22 protein-coding genes and 2 tRNA genes are annotated in these 21645 nt (G+C 73.6%); 17 read left to right on the forward strand and 7 right to left on the reverse strand.

The features are described from left to right. Positions 1–32 precede the first annotated feature (32 nt). The 3 genes from ACOTKD_RS18465 to ACOTKD_RS18475 all read left to right on the forward strand — a co-directional run bounded on the left by ACOTKD_RS18465 (position 33) and on the right by ACOTKD_RS18475 (position 2391). A tRNA-Met gene (locus ACOTKD_RS18465) sits at positions 33–106 on the forward strand. A 236-nt stretch (positions 107–342) separates the two neighbouring features. Next, positions 343–2229 (forward strand): tetratricopeptide repeat protein, encoded by a 1887-nt coding sequence (locus tag ACOTKD_RS18470; protein ID WP_424890058.1) that lies wholly within the window; start codon positions 343–345, stop codon positions 2227–2229. Between the two features lie 88 nt (positions 2230–2317). Then, positions 2318–2391: transfer RNA gene (locus ACOTKD_RS18475), tRNA-Met, on the forward strand. 40 nt (positions 2392–2431) lie between these two features. Here the strand turns inward: ACOTKD_RS18475 and ACOTKD_RS18480 are convergent. Further along, a complete protein-coding gene (locus ACOTKD_RS18480; RefSeq protein WP_424890059.1) occupies positions 2432–2848 on the reverse strand; it encodes a Fur family transcriptional regulator in 417 nt (138 codons plus the stop codon). A gap of 189 nt (positions 2849–3037) precedes the next feature. Here ACOTKD_RS18480 and ACOTKD_RS18485 point away from each other — a divergent pair, with 189 nt between their 5' ends. Continuing rightward, a complete protein-coding gene (locus tag ACOTKD_RS18485) occupies positions 3038–4528 on the forward strand; it encodes a catalase (RefSeq protein WP_424890060.1) in 1491 nt (496 codons plus the stop codon). A gap of 81 nt (positions 4529–4609) precedes the next feature. Here the strand turns inward: ACOTKD_RS18485 and ACOTKD_RS18490 are convergent, their stop codons facing one another. Together ACOTKD_RS18490 and hisN are read right to left on the reverse strand one after the other, a co-directional pair. After that, positions 4610–5026 (reverse strand): CBS domain-containing protein, encoded by a 417-nt coding sequence (locus tag ACOTKD_RS18490; protein ID WP_302864477.1) that lies wholly within the window; start codon positions 5024–5026, stop codon positions 4610–4612. 192 nt (positions 5027–5218) lie between these two features. Then, positions 5219–6025, reverse strand: coding sequence for a histidinol-phosphatase (gene hisN / locus ACOTKD_RS18495; RefSeq protein WP_424890061.1), 807 nt, complete (start codon positions 6023–6025; stop codon positions 5219–5221). 126 nt (positions 6026–6151) lie between these two features. Between hisN and ACOTKD_RS18500 the strand changes: the two genes are divergently transcribed. Together ACOTKD_RS18500 and ACOTKD_RS18505 are read left to right on the forward strand one after the other, a co-directional pair. Continuing rightward, a complete protein-coding gene (locus tag ACOTKD_RS18500) occupies positions 6152–6817 on the forward strand; it encodes a TetR family transcriptional regulator (protein ID WP_424890062.1) in 666 nt (221 codons plus the stop codon). Next, complete coding sequence (locus ACOTKD_RS18505) at positions 6814–6957, forward strand: hypothetical protein (protein WP_424890063.1); 144 nt, start codon at positions 6814–6816, stop codon at positions 6955–6957. The genes ACOTKD_RS18500 and ACOTKD_RS18505 overlap by 4 nt, the downstream gene beginning before the upstream one ends. 7 nt (positions 6958–6964) lie before the next feature. On the opposite strand, the gene ACOTKD_RS18510 is transcribed toward ACOTKD_RS18505, so the two are convergent. From ACOTKD_RS18510 to ACOTKD_RS18525, 4 genes are all read right to left on the reverse strand, one after another. Beyond that, on the reverse strand, positions 6965–7288 hold the full coding sequence (locus ACOTKD_RS18510) for a DMT family transporter (RefSeq protein WP_030366234.1): 324 nt from the start codon (positions 7286–7288) through the stop codon (positions 6965–6967). Between the two features lie 87 nt (positions 7289–7375). Next, complete coding sequence (gene rsgA, locus ACOTKD_RS18515; protein WP_424890064.1) at positions 7376–8383, reverse strand: ribosome small subunit-dependent GTPase A; 1008 nt, start codon at positions 8381–8383, stop codon at positions 7376–7378. 20 nt (positions 8384–8403) lie between these two features. Continuing rightward, positions 8404–9774: a 3-phosphoshikimate 1-carboxyvinyltransferase gene (gene aroA, locus ACOTKD_RS18520; RefSeq protein WP_424890065.1), complete on the reverse strand. Its 1371-nt coding sequence runs from the start codon at positions 9772–9774 to the stop codon at positions 8404–8406. Positions 9775–9884: 110 nt separating this feature from the next. Beyond that, a complete protein-coding gene (locus ACOTKD_RS18525; protein WP_424890066.1) occupies positions 9885–10649 on the reverse strand; it encodes a M50 family metallopeptidase in 765 nt (254 codons plus the stop codon). Between the two features lie 41 nt (positions 10650–10690). Between ACOTKD_RS18525 and ACOTKD_RS18530 the strand changes: the two genes are divergently transcribed. The 11 genes from ACOTKD_RS18530 (at position 10691) to ligD (ending at position 21580) form a co-directional block, all read left to right on the forward strand. Further along, positions 10691–11521, forward strand: a complete 831-nt coding sequence (locus ACOTKD_RS18530) for an SOS response-associated peptidase (RefSeq protein WP_424890067.1) — start codon at positions 10691–10693, stop codon at positions 11519–11521. A gap of 58 nt (positions 11522–11579) precedes the next feature. After that, positions 11580–12206, forward strand: a complete 627-nt coding sequence (locus tag ACOTKD_RS18535) for an alpha/beta family hydrolase (RefSeq protein ID WP_424890068.1) — start codon at positions 11580–11582, stop codon at positions 12204–12206. 180 nt (positions 12207–12386) lie between these two features. Beyond that, the gene (locus ACOTKD_RS18540; RefSeq protein ID WP_424890069.1) at positions 12387–13316 is read left to right on the forward strand and encodes a sigma-70 family RNA polymerase sigma factor; all 930 of its coding nucleotides are present in this window, start codon (positions 12387–12389) and stop codon (positions 13314–13316) included. Next, positions 13313–13729, forward strand: coding sequence for a mycothiol system anti-sigma-R factor (gene rsrA / locus ACOTKD_RS18545; RefSeq protein WP_424890070.1), 417 nt, complete (start codon positions 13313–13315; stop codon positions 13727–13729). The genes ACOTKD_RS18540 and rsrA overlap by 4 nt, the downstream gene beginning before the upstream one ends. Positions 13730–13978: 249 nt before the next feature. Next, the gene (locus ACOTKD_RS18550; protein ID WP_424890071.1) at positions 13979–15334 is read left to right on the forward strand and encodes an HD-GYP domain-containing protein; all 1356 of its coding nucleotides are present in this window, start codon (positions 13979–13981) and stop codon (positions 15332–15334) included. Next, entirely contained in the window at positions 15331–16593 is a 1263-nt protein-coding gene (locus tag ACOTKD_RS18555) for an HD-GYP domain-containing protein (protein WP_424890072.1), read from the forward strand. The genes ACOTKD_RS18550 and ACOTKD_RS18555 overlap by 4 nt, the downstream gene beginning before the upstream one ends. Before the next feature lie 278 nt (positions 16594–16871). Then, positions 16872–17858, forward strand: coding sequence for a tetratricopeptide repeat protein (locus ACOTKD_RS18560; protein WP_030366244.1), 987 nt, complete (start codon positions 16872–16874; stop codon positions 17856–17858). 89 nt (positions 17859–17947) lie between these two features. Further along, positions 17948–18586 (forward strand): peptide deformylase, encoded by a 639-nt coding sequence (gene def, locus ACOTKD_RS18565; RefSeq protein WP_424890073.1) that lies wholly within the window; start codon positions 17948–17950, stop codon positions 18584–18586. Between the two features lie 518 nt (positions 18587–19104). Beyond that, positions 19105–19677, forward strand: a complete 573-nt coding sequence (locus ACOTKD_RS18570) for an N-acetylmuramoyl-L-alanine amidase (protein ID WP_424890074.1) — start codon at positions 19105–19107, stop codon at positions 19675–19677. A 206-nt stretch (positions 19678–19883) separates the two neighbouring features. Next, a complete protein-coding gene (locus ACOTKD_RS18575; RefSeq protein ID WP_424890075.1) occupies positions 19884–20555 on the forward strand; it encodes a DNA polymerase ligase N-terminal domain-containing protein in 672 nt (223 codons plus the stop codon). 62 nt (positions 20556–20617) lie between these two features. After that, entirely contained in the window at positions 20618–21580 is a 963-nt protein-coding gene (gene ligD, locus ACOTKD_RS18580) for a non-homologous end-joining DNA ligase (protein WP_424890076.1), read from the forward strand. Positions 21581–21645 lie beyond the last annotated feature (65 nt).

Genomic DNA, 21645 nt, shown 5'->3' on the forward strand with positions numbered 1-21645 from the left:
CCCCGCGCCGTGGTACGGTTGTTCCACAACAGCGCGGGGTGGAGCAGCTCGGTAGCTCGCTGGGCTCATAACCCAGAGGTCGCAGGTTCAAATCCTGTCCCCGCTACTTCATGACAAGGCCCGGAGTCCGGCTACGGACTCCGGGCCTTGTCGTTCCCGGACCTCGCCGGCCACCCCGGCCGTGCGGTGTCCGGGTGACGCGGACTGTGCGGGTTGTGTGCGGGGCTTCTGTGGAGAGTTTGGAGCCCCGTCGTGTCGGGAAGTCGGGAAGTCGACAAAACGCTGAAGTGACCTCACTGGCTGCGGTATACCAGGTGTACGCGGGTTGCGGGTGGTGCGACGATGGGGCTTATGGGGGACAGGACGACGCTGTGGGAGACAGGGCGGCTTGTAGAGGCTCCCGGTGACGGGAGCGAACAGGAAATGCCGGGCGGGCCGGGATTCCGCCCCGGCACGGCGGACTCCGCCGACGCCGGCGACGCCGCCGACCTCGAGCTGGAGACCGCCCGCCGCCGCGCCGCGGAGGGCGGTGACCCCGCCGCTCTGAGCATGCTCGGTGCCCTGCTGCTGCGCCGTGGAGACCTCGACGGGGCGGAGCGTCACCTGCGCGCCGCCACGGCCGAGGGCGACCGCTCCGCCGCCAACAACCTGGGCGTCCTGCTGCATCAGCGGGGCTACGCCGACGAGGCCGCGGGGTGGTGGCGCATCGCCGCCGTCGCCGGGTCCCCGGCCGCCGCGCACGCCCTCGGCCGCTACCACCGCGAGCGCGGGGACGAGCCCGCCGCCGAGTACTGGCTACGCCAATCGGCTGAAACCGGGCACGCTCTCGGCGCCTACGCCCTCGCCGACCTCCTGGAGCACCGCAGCGACGTCGGCGCCGAGCGCTGGTTCCGGGCCGCGGCGGAGCGGGGCCACCGCGAGGCGGCCTACCGCCTCGCCCGCATCCTGGACGGCCGCGCGCCGCGCTCCCGCGCCGAGGTCCTCGGCCCGGGCGGCGTCGAGACCTCCGTCCGCGAGCTGCGCGCCGCCGCGGCGGGCGGCCGCGACAGCAGCGGCCCGGCCCGCGAGGCCGAGCAGTGGTACCGCCAGGCGGCCGCCCGCGGCCACCGCCGGGCCGCCCTCCACCTGGGCACCTTGCTGGAGGCCCGCGGCGAGTCCCAGGAGGCCGCCCGCTGGTACCTCACGTCCGCCAAGGACGGCGAGCCCCGCGCCGCCTGCGCCCTCGGCTTCCTCCTGCGCGACGCCGGGGATACCGACAGCGCCGCCGTGTGGTGGCGCCGCGCCGCCCAGGAGGGCGACGGCAACGCCGCCAACGCCCTGGGCGCCCTGCACGCCGACCGCGGCGAGTCCCAGGAGGCCGAGCGCTGGTACCGCACGGCGCTCGACCACGGCGACGTCAACGGCGCGTACAACCTCGGCCTGCTCTGCGCCGAGCAGGGCCGCACCGCCCAGGCCGAGCAGTGGTACCGCCGCGCCGCCTACGCGGGCCACAAGGAGGCCGCCAACGCCCTGGCCGTGCTGCTCCTCCAGGGCGGCGACGCGGCCGGCGCCGAGCCGTGGTTCTCCAAGGCCGCCGAGGCGGGCAGCGTCGACGCGGCCTTCAACCTCGGCATCCTCTACGCCGGGCGGGACGAGGACCGCACGGCCTTCCAGTGGTACGAGCGGGCCGCTTCGGCCGGGCACACCGACGCCGCCCTCCAGGTCGCCATGGCCCTCCTGCGCGACGGCGACGAGGAGGCCGCCGAGCGTCACCTCCGGGTGGCCGTACGGGGCGGCAGCGCGGAGGCCGCCTTCCGGCTGGGCGCGCTCCTCGACCGGGACGAGGAGGCGCGCGAGGAGTGCGAGGAGTGGTACGGCCGGGCCGCCCGGCAGGGCCACCGCCGCGCCCAGGTGCGGCTCGGGATGCTCGTCGCCGAGCGGGGCGACGTGGTCGAGGCCGCGCACTGGTACCGCGAGGCGGCCGAGGCCGGCAGCCGCAACGGCGCCTTCAACCTGGGGCTGCTGCTGGCCCGCGAGGGCAGCGAGCCGGAGGCCGCCCTGTGGTGGGCCCGCGCGGCCGAGGCCGGGCACGGACGGGCCGCCCTGCGGCTCGCCCTGCTGGCGGCGCGGCGGGGCGACCTCACGGAGGGGCGGCACTGGTGCGACCGGGCCGTCGCGCTCGGGCCTCCCGAGGTGGCCGAGCGCGCGGCGCGCCTGCGGGACGCGCTGCAGCAGGAGCTGACCGCGTAGGGCCGCCCGGTCCGGCGGGGCGGCCCGGTCCCGCCGGCGTACCTCATTTGCCTCAGCAGTCGTCGCCGGGTTAGAGTCGTCCTACCGACGCGGGGTGGAGCAGCTCGGTAGCTCGCTGGGCTCATAACCCAGAGGTCGCAGGTTCAAATCCTGTCCCCGCTACTGAAGGCAAAGGCCCGGATCCCAGGATCCGGGCCTTTTCTCATGCCGTGGAGCAGCCGGGGCACAGGCCGCGGTAGGTGACCTCGACCGCCGCCACCTGGAAGCCGAAGCGCTCCTCGGCGGGCAGCCCGGCCAGCAGGTCGCCCGTGGGGTGGACGTCCCGGATGGTGCCGCACTGCGAGCACACCAGGTGCTGGTGCGCGTGGTGGGCGTTGGGGTCGTAGCGCTTGGCGCGCCCGTCCGTGCTCACTTCCATGATCTCGCCCAGGGAGACCAGCTCCCCGAGGGTGTTGTACACGGTCGCGCGCGAGATCTCCGGCAGCAGTTCGGCAGCCCTGGCGTGCACCTCGTCCGCGGTGTAGTGCACGTGGTCCCCGTCGAGGACCTCGGCGACGACGCGTCGCTGCGAGGTCAGCCGCCAGCCGCGTCCCCGGAGCCGTTCCAGCAGGTCACTCATGCCATTCACCTATCAGTCAGATAGGACCAGCGTAGCAGCGGCCCTCGTCCACCATTGGATCTCATATCTATGTCATGTCTATCTTGACTTAGACAACGTCTAATGTAGGATCGAGCTCGGCTCAAGGCCAGGCGATCGATTCACAGACCGGTCGGCCGGTTCGGGGCCGAGTGACGGACGAGATGACGGATGACGGAGGCACACGTGCCGGTTCAGGGCGAGGACATCTACACGACGGGCCCGCTGACCACGGAGTCCGGAGCTCCGGTCGCGGACAACCAGAACGGTGAGACCGCGGGCGTCGGCGGCCCCGTCCTGATCCAGGACCAGTCGCTGATCGAGAAGCTCGCGCACTTCAACCGCGAGCGCATCCCGGAGCGCGTGGTGCACGCCCGCGGCGCCGGTGCGTACGGCACGTTCACCGTGACCGCCGACGTCACGAAGTACACCCGGGCCGCGTTCCTCTCCGAGGTGGGCAAGCAGACCGAGACGTTCCTGCGGTTCTCGACCGTCGCCGGCAGCCTCGGCTCCGCCGACACGGTGCGCGACCCCCGCGGCTTCTCCCTCAAGTTCTACACCGAGGAGGGCAATTACGACCTCGTCGGCAACAACACCCCGGTGTTCTTCATCAAGGACGCCATCAAGTTCCCCGACTTCATCCACACCCAGAAGCGCGACCCGTACACCGGCTCGCAGGAGGCGGACAACGTCTGGGACTTCTGGGGGCTCTCGCCGGAGGCCACCCACCAGGTGACCTGGCTGTTCGGCGACCGCGGCATCCCCGCCTCGTACCGCCACATGAACGGCTACGGCTCGCACACCTTCCAGTGGAACAACGCCGCCGGCGAGGTCTTCTGGGTCAAGTACCACTTCAAGACCGACCAGGGCATCAAGAACCTCACCCAGGCCGAGGGCGACCGGATCGCCGGCGAGGACCCGGACTTCCACCAGCGCGACCTGCGCGAGTCCATCGAGCGAGGCGAGTTCCCGACCTGGACCGTCCAGGTGCAGATCATGCCGGCGGACGAGGCGGCGAACTACCGCTTCAACCCGTTCGACCTCACCAAGGTGTGGCCGCACGAGGACTACCCGCCGATCGAGATCGGCAAGCTGGAGCTCAACCGCAACCCCGACAACATCTTCGCCGAGGTGGAGCAGGCGATCTTCTCGCCGGCGCACTTCGTGCCGGGCATCGGCCCCTCCCCGGACAAGATGCTGCAGGGCCGGCTCTTCGCCTACGGCGACGCCCACCGCTACCGCGTCGGCATCAACGCCGACCACCTGCCGGTGAACCGCCCGCGCGCCACCGTGGCGCGCACCTACGGCCGGGACGGCCACGCCTACGACGGCCGCCACGGCCGCGCCAAGAACTACGAGCCCAACAGCTTCGGCGGCCCGGAGCAGACCGGGGCGGCGCTGTGGCAGCCCACCGCGGTCGCCGGCGCCACCGGCACCCACGAGGCGCCCTCGCACGCCGAGGACAACGACTTCGTGCAGGCGGGCAACCTCTACCGGCTGATGTCGGAGGAGGAGAAGGACCGCCTGATCGCCAACCTCGCGGGCTTCATCGCGAAGGTCTCGCGCGACGACATCGCCGAGCGGGCCATCGACAACTTCCGCCAGGCGGACGCGGACTACGGCAAGCGGCTCGACGCCGCGGTCCAGGCTCTTCGCGGCTGAGAAGCCACTGGACGCTTGCCGTACACACCGGAGGGGCCGGACGCCATGGGGCTTCGGCCCCTCCGGGCTGCCCGGAACCCGTCAGCCCGCCAGCACGCCGGCGCCCTCCCGGGCCCCGCGCGTCCGCGCGCGCACCCAGCAGCGGATGATGTCGCGCACCGACACCACCCCCACCGGCCCGTGGCCGTCGAGGACGATCAGGTGCCGGAAGCCGCCGCGCGACATGGCCGCGGCGGCCTCGTCGAGGGTCCACTCCGGGGCCGCGAAGACGACGTCCGTCGTGGTGTGGGCGTGGGCCGTCTCCCGGTCCGGGTCCTGCCCGGCGCCCACCGAGTTGAGGATGTCCCGCTCGGTGAGGATGCCGAGCCCGCTGGTATCGGGGTCGAGGACGACCGCGGCCCCTATCCTGCGCGCGGACATCAGCCGGGCCGCCTGGCGGAGGGTGTGGGCGGGGCCGATGGTGAGGACCACCGTGCTCATGGCGTCGCGGACGAGCATGGCTGGAGCCACCTCCTTGGTGGACCGTGAACTCCCCGTAGGGATTCACAAGTTCACAAGCGTGGGTCCTTCATCGTCACACGACGCGGCCCGCCCAACAAGGGGCGCGTGGGGCCGTAACCGCGCTCGGGGGCGCCGCCGGGCCCGCCCCGGGCGCCGTACGTCCCGGGGCCGGAGGCCGGCCCCGTACGCCTACGTCCGGAGGTAGCCCAGCAGCTCGTCGTGGAGCAGGCCGTTGGACGCCGCGGCGTTGCCGCTGTGCGGCCCGGGGCGGCCGTCCAGGCCCGTGAAGCGGCCGCCGGCCTCCTCCACGATGACCACGTTCGCCGCCATGTCCCACAGCGACAGCTCCGGCTCGGCGCAGATGTCCACCGACCCCTCGGCGACCATCATGTACGGCCAGAAGTCGCCGTAGCCGCGGGTCCGCCAGCAGTCGCGCGTGAGGTCGAGGAAGCCCGGCAGCAGGCCGCGCTCCTCCCAGCCGCTGAGCGAGGAGTAGGCGAACGACGCGTCCTCGATGCGGCCCACCCGCGACACGTTCAGGCGGGTCGCCGACGTCAGGCTGCGGCCGGTGTACGCGCCCGAGCCCCGGGCGGCCCACCACCGGCGGCCCAGCGCCGGTGCCGACACCACGCCCACGACGGGCTCGAAACCGACCGACCCGCCTTGCTCGACCTGCACCATGAGTGAGATCAGGGTGGCCCAGACCGGCACGCCGCGCACGTAGTTCTTGGTGCCGTCGATGGGGTCGATCACCCAGCGGCGCGGGCCCGTGCCCTCGCTGCCGAACTCCTCGCCCAGCACCGCGTCACGCGGCCGCGCGCGCTGCAGATGGCCGCGGATCAGCTCCTCGGCGGCCTTGTCCGCCTCGCTCACCGGGGTCATGTCCGGTTTGGTCTCGACCTTCAGGTCGAGGGCCTTGAACCGGTCCATGGTGGCCGCGTCCGCGGCATCCGCGAGGACGTGGGCCAGACGCAGATCATCGTGGTAGTCGGACATGGCTGAACAGTACCTGTGGCGTCCGCTTCGGGCCTCGCGGCCCGCCCACGGCTCTTGACACCGTATGGCGGCACGTCAATTCTGTGGCCACAGCCGTAGTGCGGCCGGACGGCCGGGGAGGCGACCATGCCCGCGGCACGAGAGCTCTTGCTGGACGCGGCCTTCGCGGCGCTGCGCACCCGGCCCTGGAACGGGGTCCGGATGGTGGACGTCGCAGCCGCCGCCGGGGTGTCCCGGCAGACGCTCTACAACGAGTTCGGCAGCAAGGACGGCCTGGCCAGGGCCCTGGTGCGGCGGGAGGCGGAGGCCTTCCTGGCCGGGGTCGAGCGGGCCCTGGCGGCCTCGCACCCCACCGCCGCGGCTGCCGCCGGCGGAGCCGATGCAGGGGCCCGCTGCGCGGCCGCCGCCTGCTGGATCCTGCGCACGGCGCGGGCCAACCCCCTCGTCCGGGCCGCGCTCACCGGCTGCCGCGGGGAGCGGCTCCCGGCCGCCGCGGCCCCGGTCCTGCCGGCCCCGCGCGGCCCGTTCGCCCGGGCCGTGCCGCGCTCCGCGCCCGGCGCCGCGCCGCTCGCCGACGCCATACGGGACCGCGCCGTCCGCGCGGTCTCCGGCACCGCCGGGGAGCGGCCGCCGGAGGTCACGCTGTGGGCCTGCGAGGCGGCCGTACGGCTGACGTTGTCCTACGTCGTCGCCCCGGGCGCGTCGGACGAGGAGGCCGCCGCGCAAGTCGCCCGTCTGGTCCGCACCCTTGTGGGCGAGCAGGTGGCGGAAGGGCCCTGTCCGGAGCCGTGACCGGTCAGGGTGCCGGTTCCTCCGGCAAGGGTGAGCCGGACCTGCCGTTCCGGAGCGCCGGGCGGTTCCCGGCCGCCACCTGTGATATTCCTGAGGTCGAACTCGACGTCGGCGCGGAGGAGTTCCCCGGCCGGGCCTGAGGCCGGGTCAGTGCGCCGAGCCCGACAGCTGCAAGCCCATCACTCCCAGGATCACCAGGCCGATCGACACCAGCTTCAGCGTCGACACCAGGTCGCCCAGGAACACCATGCCGTAGATCGCCGTTCCGGCCGCGCCGATGCCCGTCCACACGGCGTAGGCCGGGCCCACGTCCAGCTTCTTCAGGGAGAGCGTCAGCAGGCCGAAGCTCCCGAGTGCGAAGCACGCGAACGCGATCGTCGGCCAGAGCCGGGTGAAACCGTGGGAGAGCTTGAGACAGACCGCGAAGCCGGTTTCCAGCAGTCCGGCGACCACGACCAGCAGCCACGCCATCAGTTTGCCTCCCGTGTCTCGGTGACCGCCGTCCGCCCCGGTGTGCTGATGCCCTTGCCACTGGCGGTCACTCGCAAACGTAGGCGATCAATCGCCTTCGCGTCGCTCCCGTGTGGAAAGCAGTCGCCGTAGCGAATACAGCCGTTGCGGATCGGCGTGGCCGTCGGCGACCCACGCGTCCAGCGCGCAGTCCGGCTCGTCGTGGCTGCAGGCGCGCGGGCAGCCTTCCGTGCCCGGTTCCAGGTCGGGGAAGGCGTGGATGACGCGCGAGGGGTCGATGTGGTTCAGGCCGAAGGAGCGCACGCCCGGGGTGTCGATGACCCAGCCCGAGCCGGTCGGCAGGGGCAGGGCCAGCGCGGACGTGGTGGTGTGACGGCCGCGGCCGGTGACGGCGTTGACGTGGCCGGTGGCCCGCTGCCGGTCCGGGACCAGGGCGTTGACCAGCGTGGTCTTGCCGACGCCGGAGTGGCCGACGAAGGCGGTGATCCGGTCCTCCAGTTGCTCCCGGACCCGGTCGGCGGCCCCGCCGTCCGCGAGCTCCTCGCGGCTGGTGACCACGTAGCGCACGCCGAGCGCGCCGTAGGACTCCAGGAGCTTGTCCGGGGAGGCGAGGTCCGACTTCGTCAGGACGAGCAGCGGCTCCAGGCCCGCGTCGAAGGCCGCGACGAGGCAGCGGTCGATGAGCCGGGGCCGCGGCTCGGGGTCCGCGAGGGCGGTGACGATCGCGAGCTGGTCGGCGTTGGCGACCACCACGCGCTCGTACGGATCGTCGTCGTCGGCGGTGCGGCGCAGCACCGACGAGCGCTCCTCGACCCGCACGATGCGCGCGAGGGTGTCCTTGGCGCCGCTGAGATCCCCGACGACGGCGACCCGGTCACCGACCACGACCCCCTTGCGGCCCAGCTCGCGGGCCTTCATGGCGACCACCTTGCGGTCGTCGACCAGGCAGGTCAGCCGGCCGCGGTCGACCGTGAGGACGAAGCCCTCGGCGGCGTCCTCGTGCTTGGGGCGGATGTTGGTGCGGGGGCGGTTGCCCTTGCGGTTGGGGCGGACGCGGACGTCGTCCTCGTCGGGGTTCTTGCCGTAGCGGCGCATTGCTGGCTTTCCTGGATCTCTCAGACTCTCGGCGCCGTCGCCGCCCCCGCGACGGTGCCCAGCATCCCGGTCCACAGCTCCGGGAAGTCGGGCAGGGTCTTGGCGGTCGTCGCGACGTTCTCCACCTGGACGCCGTCGACGGCGAGGCCGATGACGGCGGCCGCGGTGGCGAGCCGGTGGTCCTCGTAGGTGTGGAAGACGCCGCCGTGCAGGGGACGCGGGCTGATGCGCAGCCCGTCTTCGGTCTCGGTGACGTCGCCGCCGAGCTCGTTGATCTCCTTGGCCAGGGCGGCCAGCCGGTCCGTCTCGTGCAGCCGCAGGTGGGCGATGCCGCGCAGGACGGACTCGGAGTCGGCGAGCGCCGCGACGGCAGCGATCACCGGGGTGAGCTCGCCGACCTCGTGCAGGTCGGCGTCGATGCCCGTGATGCGGCCGGTGCCGGTGAAGGTCAGGCCGGCCTCGGTCAGCTCGCAGGAGCCGCCCATGGCGGTGAAGATCTCCCGCAGGGCGTCGCCGGGCTGGGTGGTGCGCTCCGGCCAGTCGGGGATGGTGACCCGGCCGCCGGTGATCAGGGCGGCGGCCAGGAACGGCGCCGCGTTGGACAGGTCCGGCTCCACGACGACGTCGCGGCCGAGCAGGGCGCTGGGGGAGACCCGCCACACGTTCGGCTCGCCGCCGGACTCGGGGGTGTCCACCTGCGCGCCGGCCTGGCGCAGCATGTCGACGGTCATCCGGATGTGCGGCATCGACGGCAGGACGGAGCCGGTGTGCCGGACCTCGACGCCCTGGTTGAAGCGCGGCCCGGACAGCAGCAGCGCGCTCACGAACTGGGAGGAGGACGAGGCGTCGATCTCGACGGTGCCGCCCTCCAGGGCGCCCCCGCCGTGCACGGTCAGCGGCAGGGCCCCGCGCTCGTTGTCGTCTATGCGGGCGCCCAGGGCGCGCAGCGCGTCGATCACGCCGTGCAGGGGGCGCTCGTAGCTGCGCGGGTCGCCGTCGAAACGGATCGGGCCGTCGGCCAGGCTCGCCACGGGCGGCAGGAAGCGCATCACGGTGCCGGCGTTGCCGACGTCGACGGTGGCGGGGCCGCGCAGCCGGGCCGGGATCACTCGCCACGCCTCGCCGGAGCCGGCCGGGCCGTCCGCGTCGGTGGAGCTGGAGGAGACGGTCTCCTCGATGCCGACGCCCATGGCGCGCAGCGCCTCGGCCATCAGCAGGGTGTCGCGGGACCGGAGGGGACGGCGCAGCCAGCCGGGCTCGGAGGCGAGCGCGGCCAGCACCAGGGCGCGGTTGGTGACCGACTTGGAACCGGGCACGGTCACGGTCGCGTCGACCGCTCCTGTGGCGAGGGGGGCGGGCCAGAGGTCGGAGTGCGCGGGGTTCTCGGTCATGCCTTTACCTTACTGACGTTCTCCCCGTGGTCCCGTCTCCGCAGTGCTCGGGCCCGAGGTCGCGGGCCCGGGCCTGTCAGGTCGGGAGCGCCCGGCCGCCGCCGCGCCCGCTAGAGGCCGAGCAGCCAGCGGCCGCCGCCCGTCAGCGCGCACAGCGAGATCACATGGAAGAAAACCAGCCACACCACGGCCGGCAGGTTGGTGAGCCGGGCGAGCTGGTCCGCGTCCGAGTCGGGGGCTCCGCCCGCCCGTCGCCCGACCACCACCCCTGATCGAGGCGCTGCCGCGCCGCCCCACTGCTTTCGCTTGGCCTGCAGTTCGAACGCCGGCCGCACGCCGCCGAGCAGCAGGAACCACACCACCCCGTACGCGAACAGCGCCTGCACCGCCGGCCCCGCCAGCCAGGAGACCAGCACGAACAGGGAGCCGGAGAGCACGACGGTCAGTACCCCGTAGGCGTTCCGGATCATCAGCAGCATCGCGGCCAGCAGCGCCGTCGCGAGCCACAGCAGCGCCGTGATGTGACCGGTGGACAGCAGCCACGCGCCGCCGAGGCCCAGCAGCGACGCCGCGGGGTAGCCGGCGGCGGCGGTGAGGATCATGCCGAGGCCCGAGGGCTTGCCGCGCGACACCGTCAGCCCGGAGGTGTCCGAGTGCAGCCGGATGCCCTCCAGCCGCCGCCCGGCCAGCAGGGCCACCAGCCCGTGGCCGCCTTCGTGGGCGATGGTGACGGCGTTGCGGGTCACCAGCCATATCCCGCGGGGTGCCACCGCCGCGAGCGCGACGATCCCGGTGGCGGCCACGAGCCACGCGGAGGGTGCGGGCTGGGTCCCCACCACGCGGTCCCACAGGGCGGTGGCTTCGGTGGTGTCCATTTGTGCGCGGCTCCTCGTGGGTCCGTGGCAGGGTGGCCAATATGTGTGGTCGATATGCGGCGAGCCGTAAGCCCGAGGATCTCGTGGGGCTCTTCGGCGTCGAGAAGTGGGAGCCGTCCGAGGCCCTCGCCCCGGACTGGAACGTGGCCCCGACGAAGAGCGTGTACGCGGTGCTCGAGCGTCCCCTTAAAGACGCAGGCGACCGGCGTCCGGTTCGCCAGCTGCGGCCCCTGCGCTGGGGACTCGTGCCGTCGTGGGCGAAATCCCCCGAGGGCGCCGCGAAGATGATCAACGCCCGGTCGGAGACGGTCCACGAGAAGCCGTCCTACCGGAGGGCCTTCGAGGCGCGCCGCTGCCTCATACCCGCCGACGGCTACTACGAGTGGGTCACCGGTGCGGCGGAGCGGGAGCTGGAGGAGAAGGGCCGCAAGAAGCGTCCCCGCAAGCAGCCCTATTTCGTCACCCCGGCCGACGGGTCGGTCATGGCGATGGCCGGGCTGTACGAGTTCTGGCGCGACCCCACGCTGCCGCCCGACCATCCCCAGGCCTGGTGGGCGACCTGCACGGTGCTCACGACGGAGGCCGAGCACGAGCCCTTCGCCCTCCCGGAGGGCGGGCCGGCGCCGGAGGGCGGGCCGCGGTCCCTGGCCGAGATCCACCCCCGGATGCCGCTCGTGCTGCCGCCGGACCGGTGGGCCGCCTGGCTGGACCCCGGCCGCACCGGCACCGAGGAGCTGCGCGGCCTGCTGGCCCCGCCGCCCGCCGGGTCCGTGCGCGCCTACCCGGTCACGACGGCGGTCAGCGACGTCCGCAACAACGGCCCGGAGCTCGTGAAGGAGCTGGAGGCGCCGGAGGAGGCGACGCTGTTCTGAACGCGCCCCCTCTGAGCGCGTCGCCGGCTCCGGCGCGCGGGTGGACGATGATGGACCGGTGACCGAGACCGTTCCCACCCCCGCCGGCGACGCCCGCATCCACTGGCACCCGGCCTCCCGGGCCCGCCTCGTGCTCGCCCTCGGCCACGGCGCCGGCGGCGGCGTCGAGGCCCGCGACCTGCAGGCCCTCGCCGCCGCGCTGCCCGCGCACGGCGTCACCGTGGCCCTGGTGGAGCAGCCCTGGCGGGTCGCCGGCAAGAAGGTCGCCCCCGCGCCGAAGACCCTGGACGCGGCGTGGACCGCTCTGTGGCCGGCGCTGCAGGAGCCCGGCCTGCCGGTCGTGGCCGGCGGCCGCAGCGCGGGTGCCCGGGTCGCCTGCCGCACCGCGGCCGGCCTCGGTGCCGCCGCCGTGCTGGCCCTGAGCTTCCCGCTGCACCCGCCGGGCAAGCCGGAGAAGTCCCGCGCGGACGAGCTGACCGGCACCGGCCTGCCCACCCTGGTCGTCCAGGGCGCGAAGGACCCGTTCGGCCGCCCCGAGGAGTTCCCGTCCGGAACGCACCTGGTGCCCGTGCCGCACGGCGACCACGGCTTCGCCGTGCCGAAGAAGGCGGACATCGGGCAGGAGGCGGCACTGGCCGGGCTGACCGGGGCCGTTGCCGAGTGGCTGGAGGGCATCGGCCGCTGACCGGCCCGCGCCCCGCGCTGGCCCGGTGCGCGCCTGCCGGCACCTGCGGACCTCTTGCGGAATTCCACATTCCGAAAGTTCTGTTGAATTCCGGAGGATTCCGGGAATGCCGCGTGCCCCGGCGCTGTTGTGCCAGTCGTCATCAGTCACTGGCCCGACCGAGGAATGGGAGCTCGCCGCATGGGTTCGATCGCATGCCTGTCCCGCCCGCAGACCGCTGACCTGGGATGGTCCGCACTGCATGTGGCGCAGCCCGCCCCGTCTGGAGCGGCGGACGGGCGGGATCGTCGTCTATTCTCCGATTCGAGCGGGTCCGCATCCGGTCCTGCCGTCGTGTTGGAGGAGGTGGGTCCGGTCACTGGGACCGACGAGGGGACCGAAGACACCGGGGCCACGGGCATGAGCGCCACCGAGAGCGCCGCGAACGGCGTCGCACGCACCGCTGCGGAGAGTGCCGTGGAGGCCGCGGCCGAAGCGGCGGAGAGCGCTGCCGAGCGCAACGCCCGGTTCGAGCGGGACGCCCTCACCTTCCTCGACCAGATGTACTCCGCCGCCCTGCGGATGACGCGGAACCCCGCCGACGCGGAGGACCTGGTGCAGGAGACCTACGCCAAGGCGTACGCGTCCTTCCACCAGTTCCGGGACGGCACGAACCTCAAGGCGTGGCTGTACCGCATCCTGACCAACACCTTCATCAACTCCTACCGCAAGAAGCAGCGCGAGCCGCTGCGCAGCGCGTCGGAGGAGATCGAGGACTGGCAGCTGGCCCGCGCCGAGTCGCACATGTCGACCGGTCTGCGCTCCGCCGAGTCCCAGGCCCTGGACCACCTTCCGGACTCCGATGTCAAGGAGGCCCTCCAGGCCATCCCCGAGGAATTCCGGATAGCGGTCTACCTCGCGGACGTCGAGGGCTTTGCGTACAAGGAGATCGCGGACATCATGGGTACGCCCATCGGCACGGTCATGTCCCGGCTCCACCGGGGCCGCCGCCAGCTGCGCGGAATGCTGGAGGACTACGCCCGCGAGCGGGGACTGGTCCCCGCCGGGGCGGCCCCTGCTGCGCCGAACGGCTCCGACGAGTCGCACAACCGGAAAGGCTCGGACTCATGAGCTGCGGAGACCCGCACGAGACGGACTGCTCCGAGGTTCTCGACCACCTCTACGAGTTCCTCGACCACGAGATGCCCGACGGGGACTGCGCCAAGTTCGAGGTGCACATCGACGAGTGCTCCCCGTGCCTGGAGAAGTACGGTCTGGAACAGGCCGTGAAGAAGCTGGTCAAGCGCTGCTGCGGCCATGACGACGTGCCGGCCGACCTGCGCTCGAAGGTGATGGGCCGGATCGAGCTCATCCGCGCCGGGCAGTCGGTGCCCGAGCAGGACGTCGTGGCCGAGGCCCGCGCGGCGGAGGCCGCCGCGCGCACGGCCAAGAGCGCCGAGAGCGCGCCGGGCACCAAGAGCGCCCGCAGCGCCTCGGGCGGCCCCGCGCGGCCGGGCCCGCTGGGCGCCACGACCCAGGAGTAGCCGGTCCCCGCGCCCGCAGCGCGGTCATCCTGCGCGTCTCGCATCGCCCACGGCATCGCTTATTGCTTACGGCCTTATGCGGCCCGGCTCGCGCATGCCGTCCGGCGGCGATAATCACCCGAAGGTGTGCATCTGGTCGGTTCGCACGGGGCAATCCCCGAATGCGGCGATCCCCGGCTCCGCCGGACCCTATTCTCCCCATCCTGACGGCAAGCATGCCGGCACCTCACGGGACGGGGAGGACGCGTCATGGGGGCACTACCGGCGGCAGCGCGCCTGTGCGTGCTGTGCGCCGTCCTCGCCGCCGCCGCGTGCGCCGCCCCCGCCCTGCGGGCGGGACCCGGCGTCCCGTGGTGCGCCGTGGCCCTCCTGGCCGCGGTCTGTGCCGTCTGCGAGCGCCTGCCCCGCCGCACCCTGACCCTGCCCGTCCTGCTCGCCGGGGCGTTCCTGCTGCCGCCCGCCGCCGCGGGCCTCGTGGCCGTGCCGGGCGCCCTCGTCGGCCGGGTCGAGCAGCGTCCCGCCTGGGTCCGGCGGCTGTGGCACGCCGCCCAGCTCTCGCTGGCCTCCTGCGCCGCCTCCCACGTCTTCGCCCTCGCGGCCCCGGCCATGGCCACGGACGCGGGCCTCTCCCCGCTCGCCCCCGCGGACTTCCCCGCCGCCCTGCCGCCCGCCCTCGCCGCGGCCCTCGTCCTGTCCCTCGTGGCCGCCGCCCTCGACGGCGCCGTCCGCGTCGCCGCCGAGCACCGCCGTCCGCGCGCCGCCTGGAGCGGCCTCCTGCTGCCCGGCCCGCTGCTGCCGGCCCTCGTGCACGGCCCCACCGGCCTGCTCACCGCGGCCCTGTGGCACAGCGCCTACGGCCCGCCCGCGGCGCTGCTCGTCCTGCTGCCGATGTCCGTCTCCTCCTGGTTCCTCGACCGCTGCGAGCGCGAGCGCGCCGCCCACCAGGCGACCATCCGGGCGCTGGTCCAGGCCGTCGACCTCAAGGACCGCTACACCCGCGGCCACAGCGAGCGCGTGGGGCGCGCCTCCGTGCTCATCGGCCGCGAGCTCGGCATGGCCGGCGAGCGGCTGGAGGCGCTGCGCTTCGCCGGCATCCTGCACGACGTCGGCAAACTCGGCGTCCCCACGCGCCTGTTGCGCAAGGACGGCCCGCTCACCCCGGAGGAGCGCCGCGTCATCGAGCTGCACCCCGAATACGGGCACGAGATGGTGCGCGGCATCGGCTTCCTCGACGAGGCGCGGGCCGCGATCCTCCACCACCACGAGCGACTGGACGGCAGCGGCTACCCCTACGGGCTGATGGGGAATCAGATCCCGTTCTTCGCCCGGGTCGTGGCCGTCGCCGACGCCTTCGACGCGATGACCTCCACGCGCAGTTACAGCCGGGCCCGCCCCGTAGCGGCCGCCCTCGCCGAGCTCCACCGCTGTGCGGGAAGCCAGTTCGACCCTCGCATGGTCGCCGCCCTGTGCGCCGCCCTCGACCGTCACGGATGGCATTCGACAGTGACCTCGGAGGCTACGGAGAGTGCAACTCCACCCAGCGGAAACGTCCCTTCATCCCACCGGCCGGTCACCGGAGCCGGCCAACCGGGAGGTGAGGGGTGACGGGAGGGTGTGACGGACTCCTGGTACGGAGCGTGCACGGGGCGGCCGTGGCGCTCGCCCTGGCCGCCCTGGCCCGCACCGCCTGGCACGGTGTCGCCCAGCCCCGCGTGGCCCTCGCCTACGGCCTCCTCATCGCCGTCGGGGAGGCCGCCCGGCGCCGCCGCCCCACCGCCGGCCCCGGCGACCGCCAGACCGCGCCCGTAGGAGCCGCCGGAGCCCTCTCGTACGCCCTGCTCGGCGAGATCGGCGGACAGCCCACCGCACACGGCGCCCCCCAGGTCGTCGCCGTGGTCCTCGCCGCCACCCTCGCCGGCGCGATCGGCCGCCCGCCCGCCCGCGACCACCTCGCGCGCCGCCTGCTCACCACCGCCTTCGCGGCCGTCTGCTTCCAGCCCCTGCACCACTCCGGCGTCCTCGACCGCTGGCCCGGCCACGGCCCCGCCTACGCCTTCGTCCTGCTCCTCGTGCTCGCCCTGACCACCCTTTTCGACGCGGTCCTCGCCGCGGCCCTCACCCTGCTCCGCACGGGCGGCCCCTACGGCCCCGCCCTGCGCGACGAACTGCGCGCCCTCGCCGGCATCGGCACCGCGATCTGCGCCACCGGCATCGTCATGGCCCTCGCCGTGGGCGTCGCCGGGCTGTGGGCCCTGCCGGTCTTCTGCCTGCCCCTGCTCCTCACCCAGCTCTCCTTCCACCGCTACACCGCCGTGCGGGCCACGTACCACCAGACCATCGCCTCCCTCGCCCGCTCCACGGAGATCGCCGGCCACACCCGGGCCGGGCACGCCCGGCGCGTCGCCGCCCTCAGCCGGGCCACCGGACGCGAGCTCGGCCTGTCCGAGGCCGGGCTCACCGTTCTGGAGTACGCCGCACTGATGCACGACATCGGGCAGCTCTCCCTCCTCGACCCGGTGCCCGCCGGGGCCACCGAGCCCCTGCCGCCCGAGCAGCGCCGCCGCATCGCCCTCCTCGGCGGGGCCGTCGTCCGCCGGACCGGTGTCCCCTCCGACGTCGCCGTCGTGGTCGAGCGCCAGGCCGACCCGTACCGCGAGCAGCCGCTCGCCGCCCGCATCGTCCGCACCGTCAACGCCTACGAGGACCTCGTCGGCGAGAGGGGCTGCGGGCCGCTGTGCGCCCTGGAGCGGCTCCGGCTCGACACGGCCCGCGAACACGACCCGCAGGTGGTGGCGGCCCTGGCCGGAGTGCTCGCGCGCGGGGGCGGACCGAGGGTGCCCGACCAGCGGCAGGACCAGAGGTAAGAGTCCGGTCAAAGCGGGAGTACCGCGGTGAACCCACGGGTAATGAGCGGGCGTCCAAAGGGGCATGGTTGGATGCGAAGAGGAGAGCAGAGGAAAGAAGGCGAGAGAACCGCGGAGACGACGGGGGGCGTCGGGCGCGTCGCCGCCTCCGGCACGGAGGTGTGACGGGCGCGACTTCCCGGAGCGAGTGAGATGTGGCAGGTTGTCGTCAGGGAGGACGGCGGCCTTCACCTGGGTCATCCGGCGTGGTCGCACGCAGAAACCGGCAGGCGGGAATCGTGAGGATCTTCGGCAAGGTACGGCACCGGCCTTCCGCCTCGTGGCGGCAGGCCACCGACCGTGCCTTCACGCTCATCGGCGACGGCCGGTACGAGGACGCGGGCGCGCTCCTGACCCGCGCGGCCGACATGGAGCCCTGGCTCTCCGAGTCGTGGTTCAACCTGGCGCTGCTGCACAAGTTCCGCCACGACTGGGAGCAGGCCCGCGCCGCCGGGCTGCGCGCCGTGGCCCTCCTGGACCGCGAGGCCGGCGCCCCGGACTGGTGGAACGTGGGCATCGCCGCCACCGCCCTGCAGGACTGGCCGCTGGCCCGCCGCGCCTGGCAGGCGTACGGCCTGCGCGTGCCCGGCGAGGGCACCCCGGCCGGCGAGCCCGTCGGCATGGAGCTGGGCAGCGCGGCCGTCAGACTCTCGCCCGAGGGCGAGGCCGAGGTCGTCTGGGGCCGCCGGCTCGACCCGGCCCGGATGGAGGTCCTCTCCATCCCGCTGCCGTCCTCGGGCCGCCGCTGGGGCGAGGTCGTGCTGCACGACGGCGTCCCGCACGGCGAGCGCGTCACCGCCGCCGGGCCCGCCTACCCCGTCTTCGACGAGATCGAGCTGTGGGCCCCCTCGCCCGTGCCCACGTGGGTCGTCCTGCTGGAGGCCGCCACCGAGGCCGACCGGGACGCCCTGGAGCGGCTCGCGGCCGACGCGGGCTTCGCCGCCGAGGACTGGTCCTCGTCCGTGCGGCTCCTGTGCCGCACGTGCTCGGAGAGCCGCATGCCCAGCGACGAGGGCAACGGCGAGCACCTCGACCCCCACGACCACAGCGAGCCCGGCCACCCCGGCCCCCTCGGCCACCGCACGGCCGGCTCCGGCTCCCTGTGGGTGCCCGAGCGCGAGTGCGGCATCGCCGCCCCCGCCGGGCTGGTGCGCGGCCTGCTGGACGGCTGGGTGGCCGACAGCCCGGACAGCCGGGAGTGGCGCGACCTGGAAGAGGTCTGCTGAGCACTTCCGAGGACCCCGGCGCCGCGGGCGGGGACCCGTACCCTGTACAGGACATCCTTTTGGGTTCTGAGAGAGGCACGACGGCGGACATGTCGCAGCAGTCGCAGCAAGAGACCGACCAGCAGGTGGACGGCGAGTTCATCGTGGACACCGAGGACTGCGAGGCGCGCGAGCTCGCGCACCGCGAGCGCGGCACGTCCCGCCCGATCACCGTCGTCGGCAACCCCGTCCTGCACCGCGAGTGCAAGGACGTCACCTCCTTCGACGACGAGCTGGCGCAGCTGATCGACGACATGTTCGCGAGCCAGCGCACCGCGGAGGGCGTCGGCCTCGCCGCCAACCAGATCGGTGTCGACCTCAAGGTCTTCGTCTACGACTGCATGGACGACGAGGGCGTCCGCCACGTGGGCACCGTGTGCAACCCCGTCCTGGAGGACCTCCCGGCCGACCGCCGGGTCCTGGACGACTCCAACGAGGGCTGCCTCTCCGTCCCCACCGCCTACGCCTCCCTCGCCCGCCCGGACTACGCCGTCGTCCGCGGCCAGGACGCGAAGGGCAACCCCATCCGCGTCCAGGGCACCGGCTACTTCGCGCGCTGCCTCCAGCACGAGACCGACCACCTCTACGGCCGGCTCTACATCGACCGCCTCTCCAAGCGCGACCGCAAGGACGCGCTGCGGCAGATGGAAGAGGGCACCCCGCGCTACGCGGTCGTCGCGAACGACTGACCTCGCGCACGACGCAGCACGTGTGGCGGGGGGCCCCCCGGGGGCGCCCCCCCCCACCCGCGACATCGCGCCCGCCCCACCACCAGCACCCGCACCACCGGCGCCCCCGGCTCCTGCGCCCCCGGCTCCAGCACCTCCTCCCGCGCCCCCGGCCCCCGCTCCCGCACCCCCTGCCCAACGCCCGCCCGCGCCCGTGCCTGTTGTCAACGCGCCGCCACCTCCCGCCCGGCCGCCTGCCCCCGCCGCCCCGGCTCCGCCGGCTTCGACGGCTCCCCGGCCCCCCACCCGCCCGAACCCGCCTTCAGCCCGCCGTCCCCTCTACAGAAACGCCATCAAGTCCGTCGGCAAGAAGAAGACCAGCAGCGTGTCACTGGTCGAGCTCACCCTGCTGCTCACCGTCCCGGCCGTACTGGCGGCCGCACTGCTGCGACCGCGCTCACTCACCCGGCGAAACCGATAGCCGGTGAGCCGGCCCTTGTTCGGTTCCCGACGGCGGGCAGGGCGTAGAGTCGGATCTCATGGGCCCTGTGGGACGCTACGCCTGCGACCATCTCGTCAGCTGGTACCACCGGCTGCCTGAGCGCCGTCTCGACGCCGTCACCGCGGTGGTGCTGCACGCCACCGAGCTTCCCGGCTTCGAAGAGGCGCTGCAGGTCGCCGAGGAGACCGCGCGGGAGAGCGAGAGCGGGCGCGGGGTGTGCGGGCATCTGTACATCGACCGGGACGGTACGGTGCACCAACTCGTCCCGGTCGAACGCGTCGCCCAGCATGTCCAGGGACACAACACCCCGTCGATCGGCATCGAGTTGATCAACCGCGGGCGGTACCCCCGGTGGTTCGACGCCGGCCACCAGACCCCGACGGAGCCGTTCCCGCCCGCACAGGTGCGGGCCCTCATGGACGTCCTGAGAACGCTCCGCACCGACTGTCCCCGCCTCACCGACCTGTACCGGCACAGCGATCTCGACACGGCGCTGGTCCCGGCGGAGGACCGTCCCGAGGTCAAGGTGCACCGTCGCATCGACCCCGGCCCGCTCTTCCCCTGGGCCGACGTCTCGGAGTTCTGGGCCGGGCTCGGCCGCCGGCCCTGACCGGCGGTCGCCCGCGCTCGGACAGCCGCCGGTGCCGTAGCGCTTGGACAGCCGCCCCGATCGGCGGCCCCCGCCCTGCGGCGGCCCGCCGCCAATGGCACGGTGGCGGTGAAGGCGAAGGACACGCTGAATCCTGAAGGAAGTCCTGAAGGGAAGCCTTGACGGGAAGTCTTGATGGAAAGTCGTGATGGGAGAGAGATGACGACATGACCTCCCGCAAGTCGGAGGCGTCGGCCGAGGCACTCACCGCATACCGCCGCAAACGCGACTTCGCCAAGACCGCCGAGCCGAGCGGCGCGGGCAAGGCGGGCGGCCGCCGCCACGCCGCCGGCGGCCGGCCGTCCTTCGTCGTCCAGATCCACGACGCCACCACCACGCACTTCGACTTCCGGCTGGAGGCCGACGGCGTCCTGAAGTCCTGGGCCGTCCCCAAGGGCCCCTCCCGGGACCCGCAGGAGAAGCGATTGGCCATGCCCACCGAGGACCACCCGCTATCGTACCGCACCTTCGAAGGCGTGATCGCGGAAGGCGGCTACGGCGCGGGCACGGTCATCGTCTGGGACGAGGGCACCTACCGCAACGAGACCACCGGCCGTGACGGGAGCGAGCTCCCGATGGCCGAGGCCCTGCGGCGCGGCCACGCGTCGTTCTGGATGGACGGGCGCAAGCTGCACGGCGGCTACGCGCTCACCAGGATCCGTGAAGGCCGTGACGAGGCATGGGTGCTGGTCAAGCGGAAGGACAAGCACGCCGCCGCTGCGCACGGCACACCCGACCCGCTACGGGCCCGCTCGGCCCTTACGGGGCGCACTCTGCGGCAGGTCGCCCGGCAGGAGGCAGCAGCGGAATCCGGCCGACCAGGACCTGCGAGCGGCTGAGCAGCACGAGAGAAGGCGCAGCAAGGCGAGGCAGACAAGGACAGGGAAGGCAAGCGAACGCCATGGAGATCCGTACCGGCCGCCGCACCGTGGAGATCAGCCGCCCCGGCAAGGTGCTCTTCCCCGCCGGACCGGCCGACGCCGATGCCGCCCGCGAGGACGGGTCCGGCGGTGGCGCTCTCACCAAGGCCGATCTCGCCGAGTTCTACCGGAAGGCCGCCCGGCGGATGCTGCCGCACCTGCGCGGGCGGCCGCTGATGCTGGAGCGCTGCCCGGACGGAACCGACGGCGAATGCTTCATGCAGAAGGACGTCCCCGACCACTTCCCCGGCTGGGTGCACCGTGCGGAACTCGCGAAGGAGGACGGCACGGTCACCCACGTCGTCTGCGACGACACCGCCACCCTCGTCTACCTCGCGGGCCAGGCGTGCATCACGCCGCACCGCTGGCTCGCCCGGGCCGACCGCCCGGACTGCCCCGACCGGCTGGTCGTCGACCTCGACCCGCCGGGCGCTTCCCGTGACGACTTCACCGCCGTACGCGAATCCGCCCTGCTGCTGCGGGAACTGCTGGACGAACTCCGCCTCCCCTCCATGGTCATGACCACCGGGTCGCGCGGGCTCCACGTCCTCGTCCCCCTGGACCGGCGTGCCCCGTTCGACGAGGTCCGCGCGTTCGCCCGTGACCTCGCGGACGTCCTCGCCGCCCGCAACCCCGCCGGGCTGACCACCGAGCCGCGCAAGGCGGCCCGCAAGGGCCGGCTCTACCTCGACGTCCAGCGCAACGCCTACGCCCAGACGGCCGTCGCGCCCTACGCCGTCCGGGCCCGTCCCGGAGCCCCCGTGGCGACCCCGCTGAGCTGGGACGAGGTCGACGACCCGGAGCTGACTTCCGGCCGCTGGACCCTCACCACGGTCGGCAGCCGCCTCGGCCGCGACCCCTGGCAGGACGGCGGAGCGGCACCGCGCGGCCGGTCGCTGGGCCCGGCCCGCCGCAGGCTCGACGCCCTGCGCGCACGCGCCTGAGCGCGCTACCGCGCCGGTCGTCCGCACGCGCCTGAGCGCGTTACGCCCTGCTGCCCTGCTGCCCT

Origin of the sequence: Streptomyces sp. XH2, assembly GCF_049725035.1 — a bacterium.
Classification (GTDB): Bacteria; Actinomycetota; Actinomycetes; order Streptomycetales; family Streptomycetaceae; genus Streptomyces; species Streptomyces roseoverticillatus.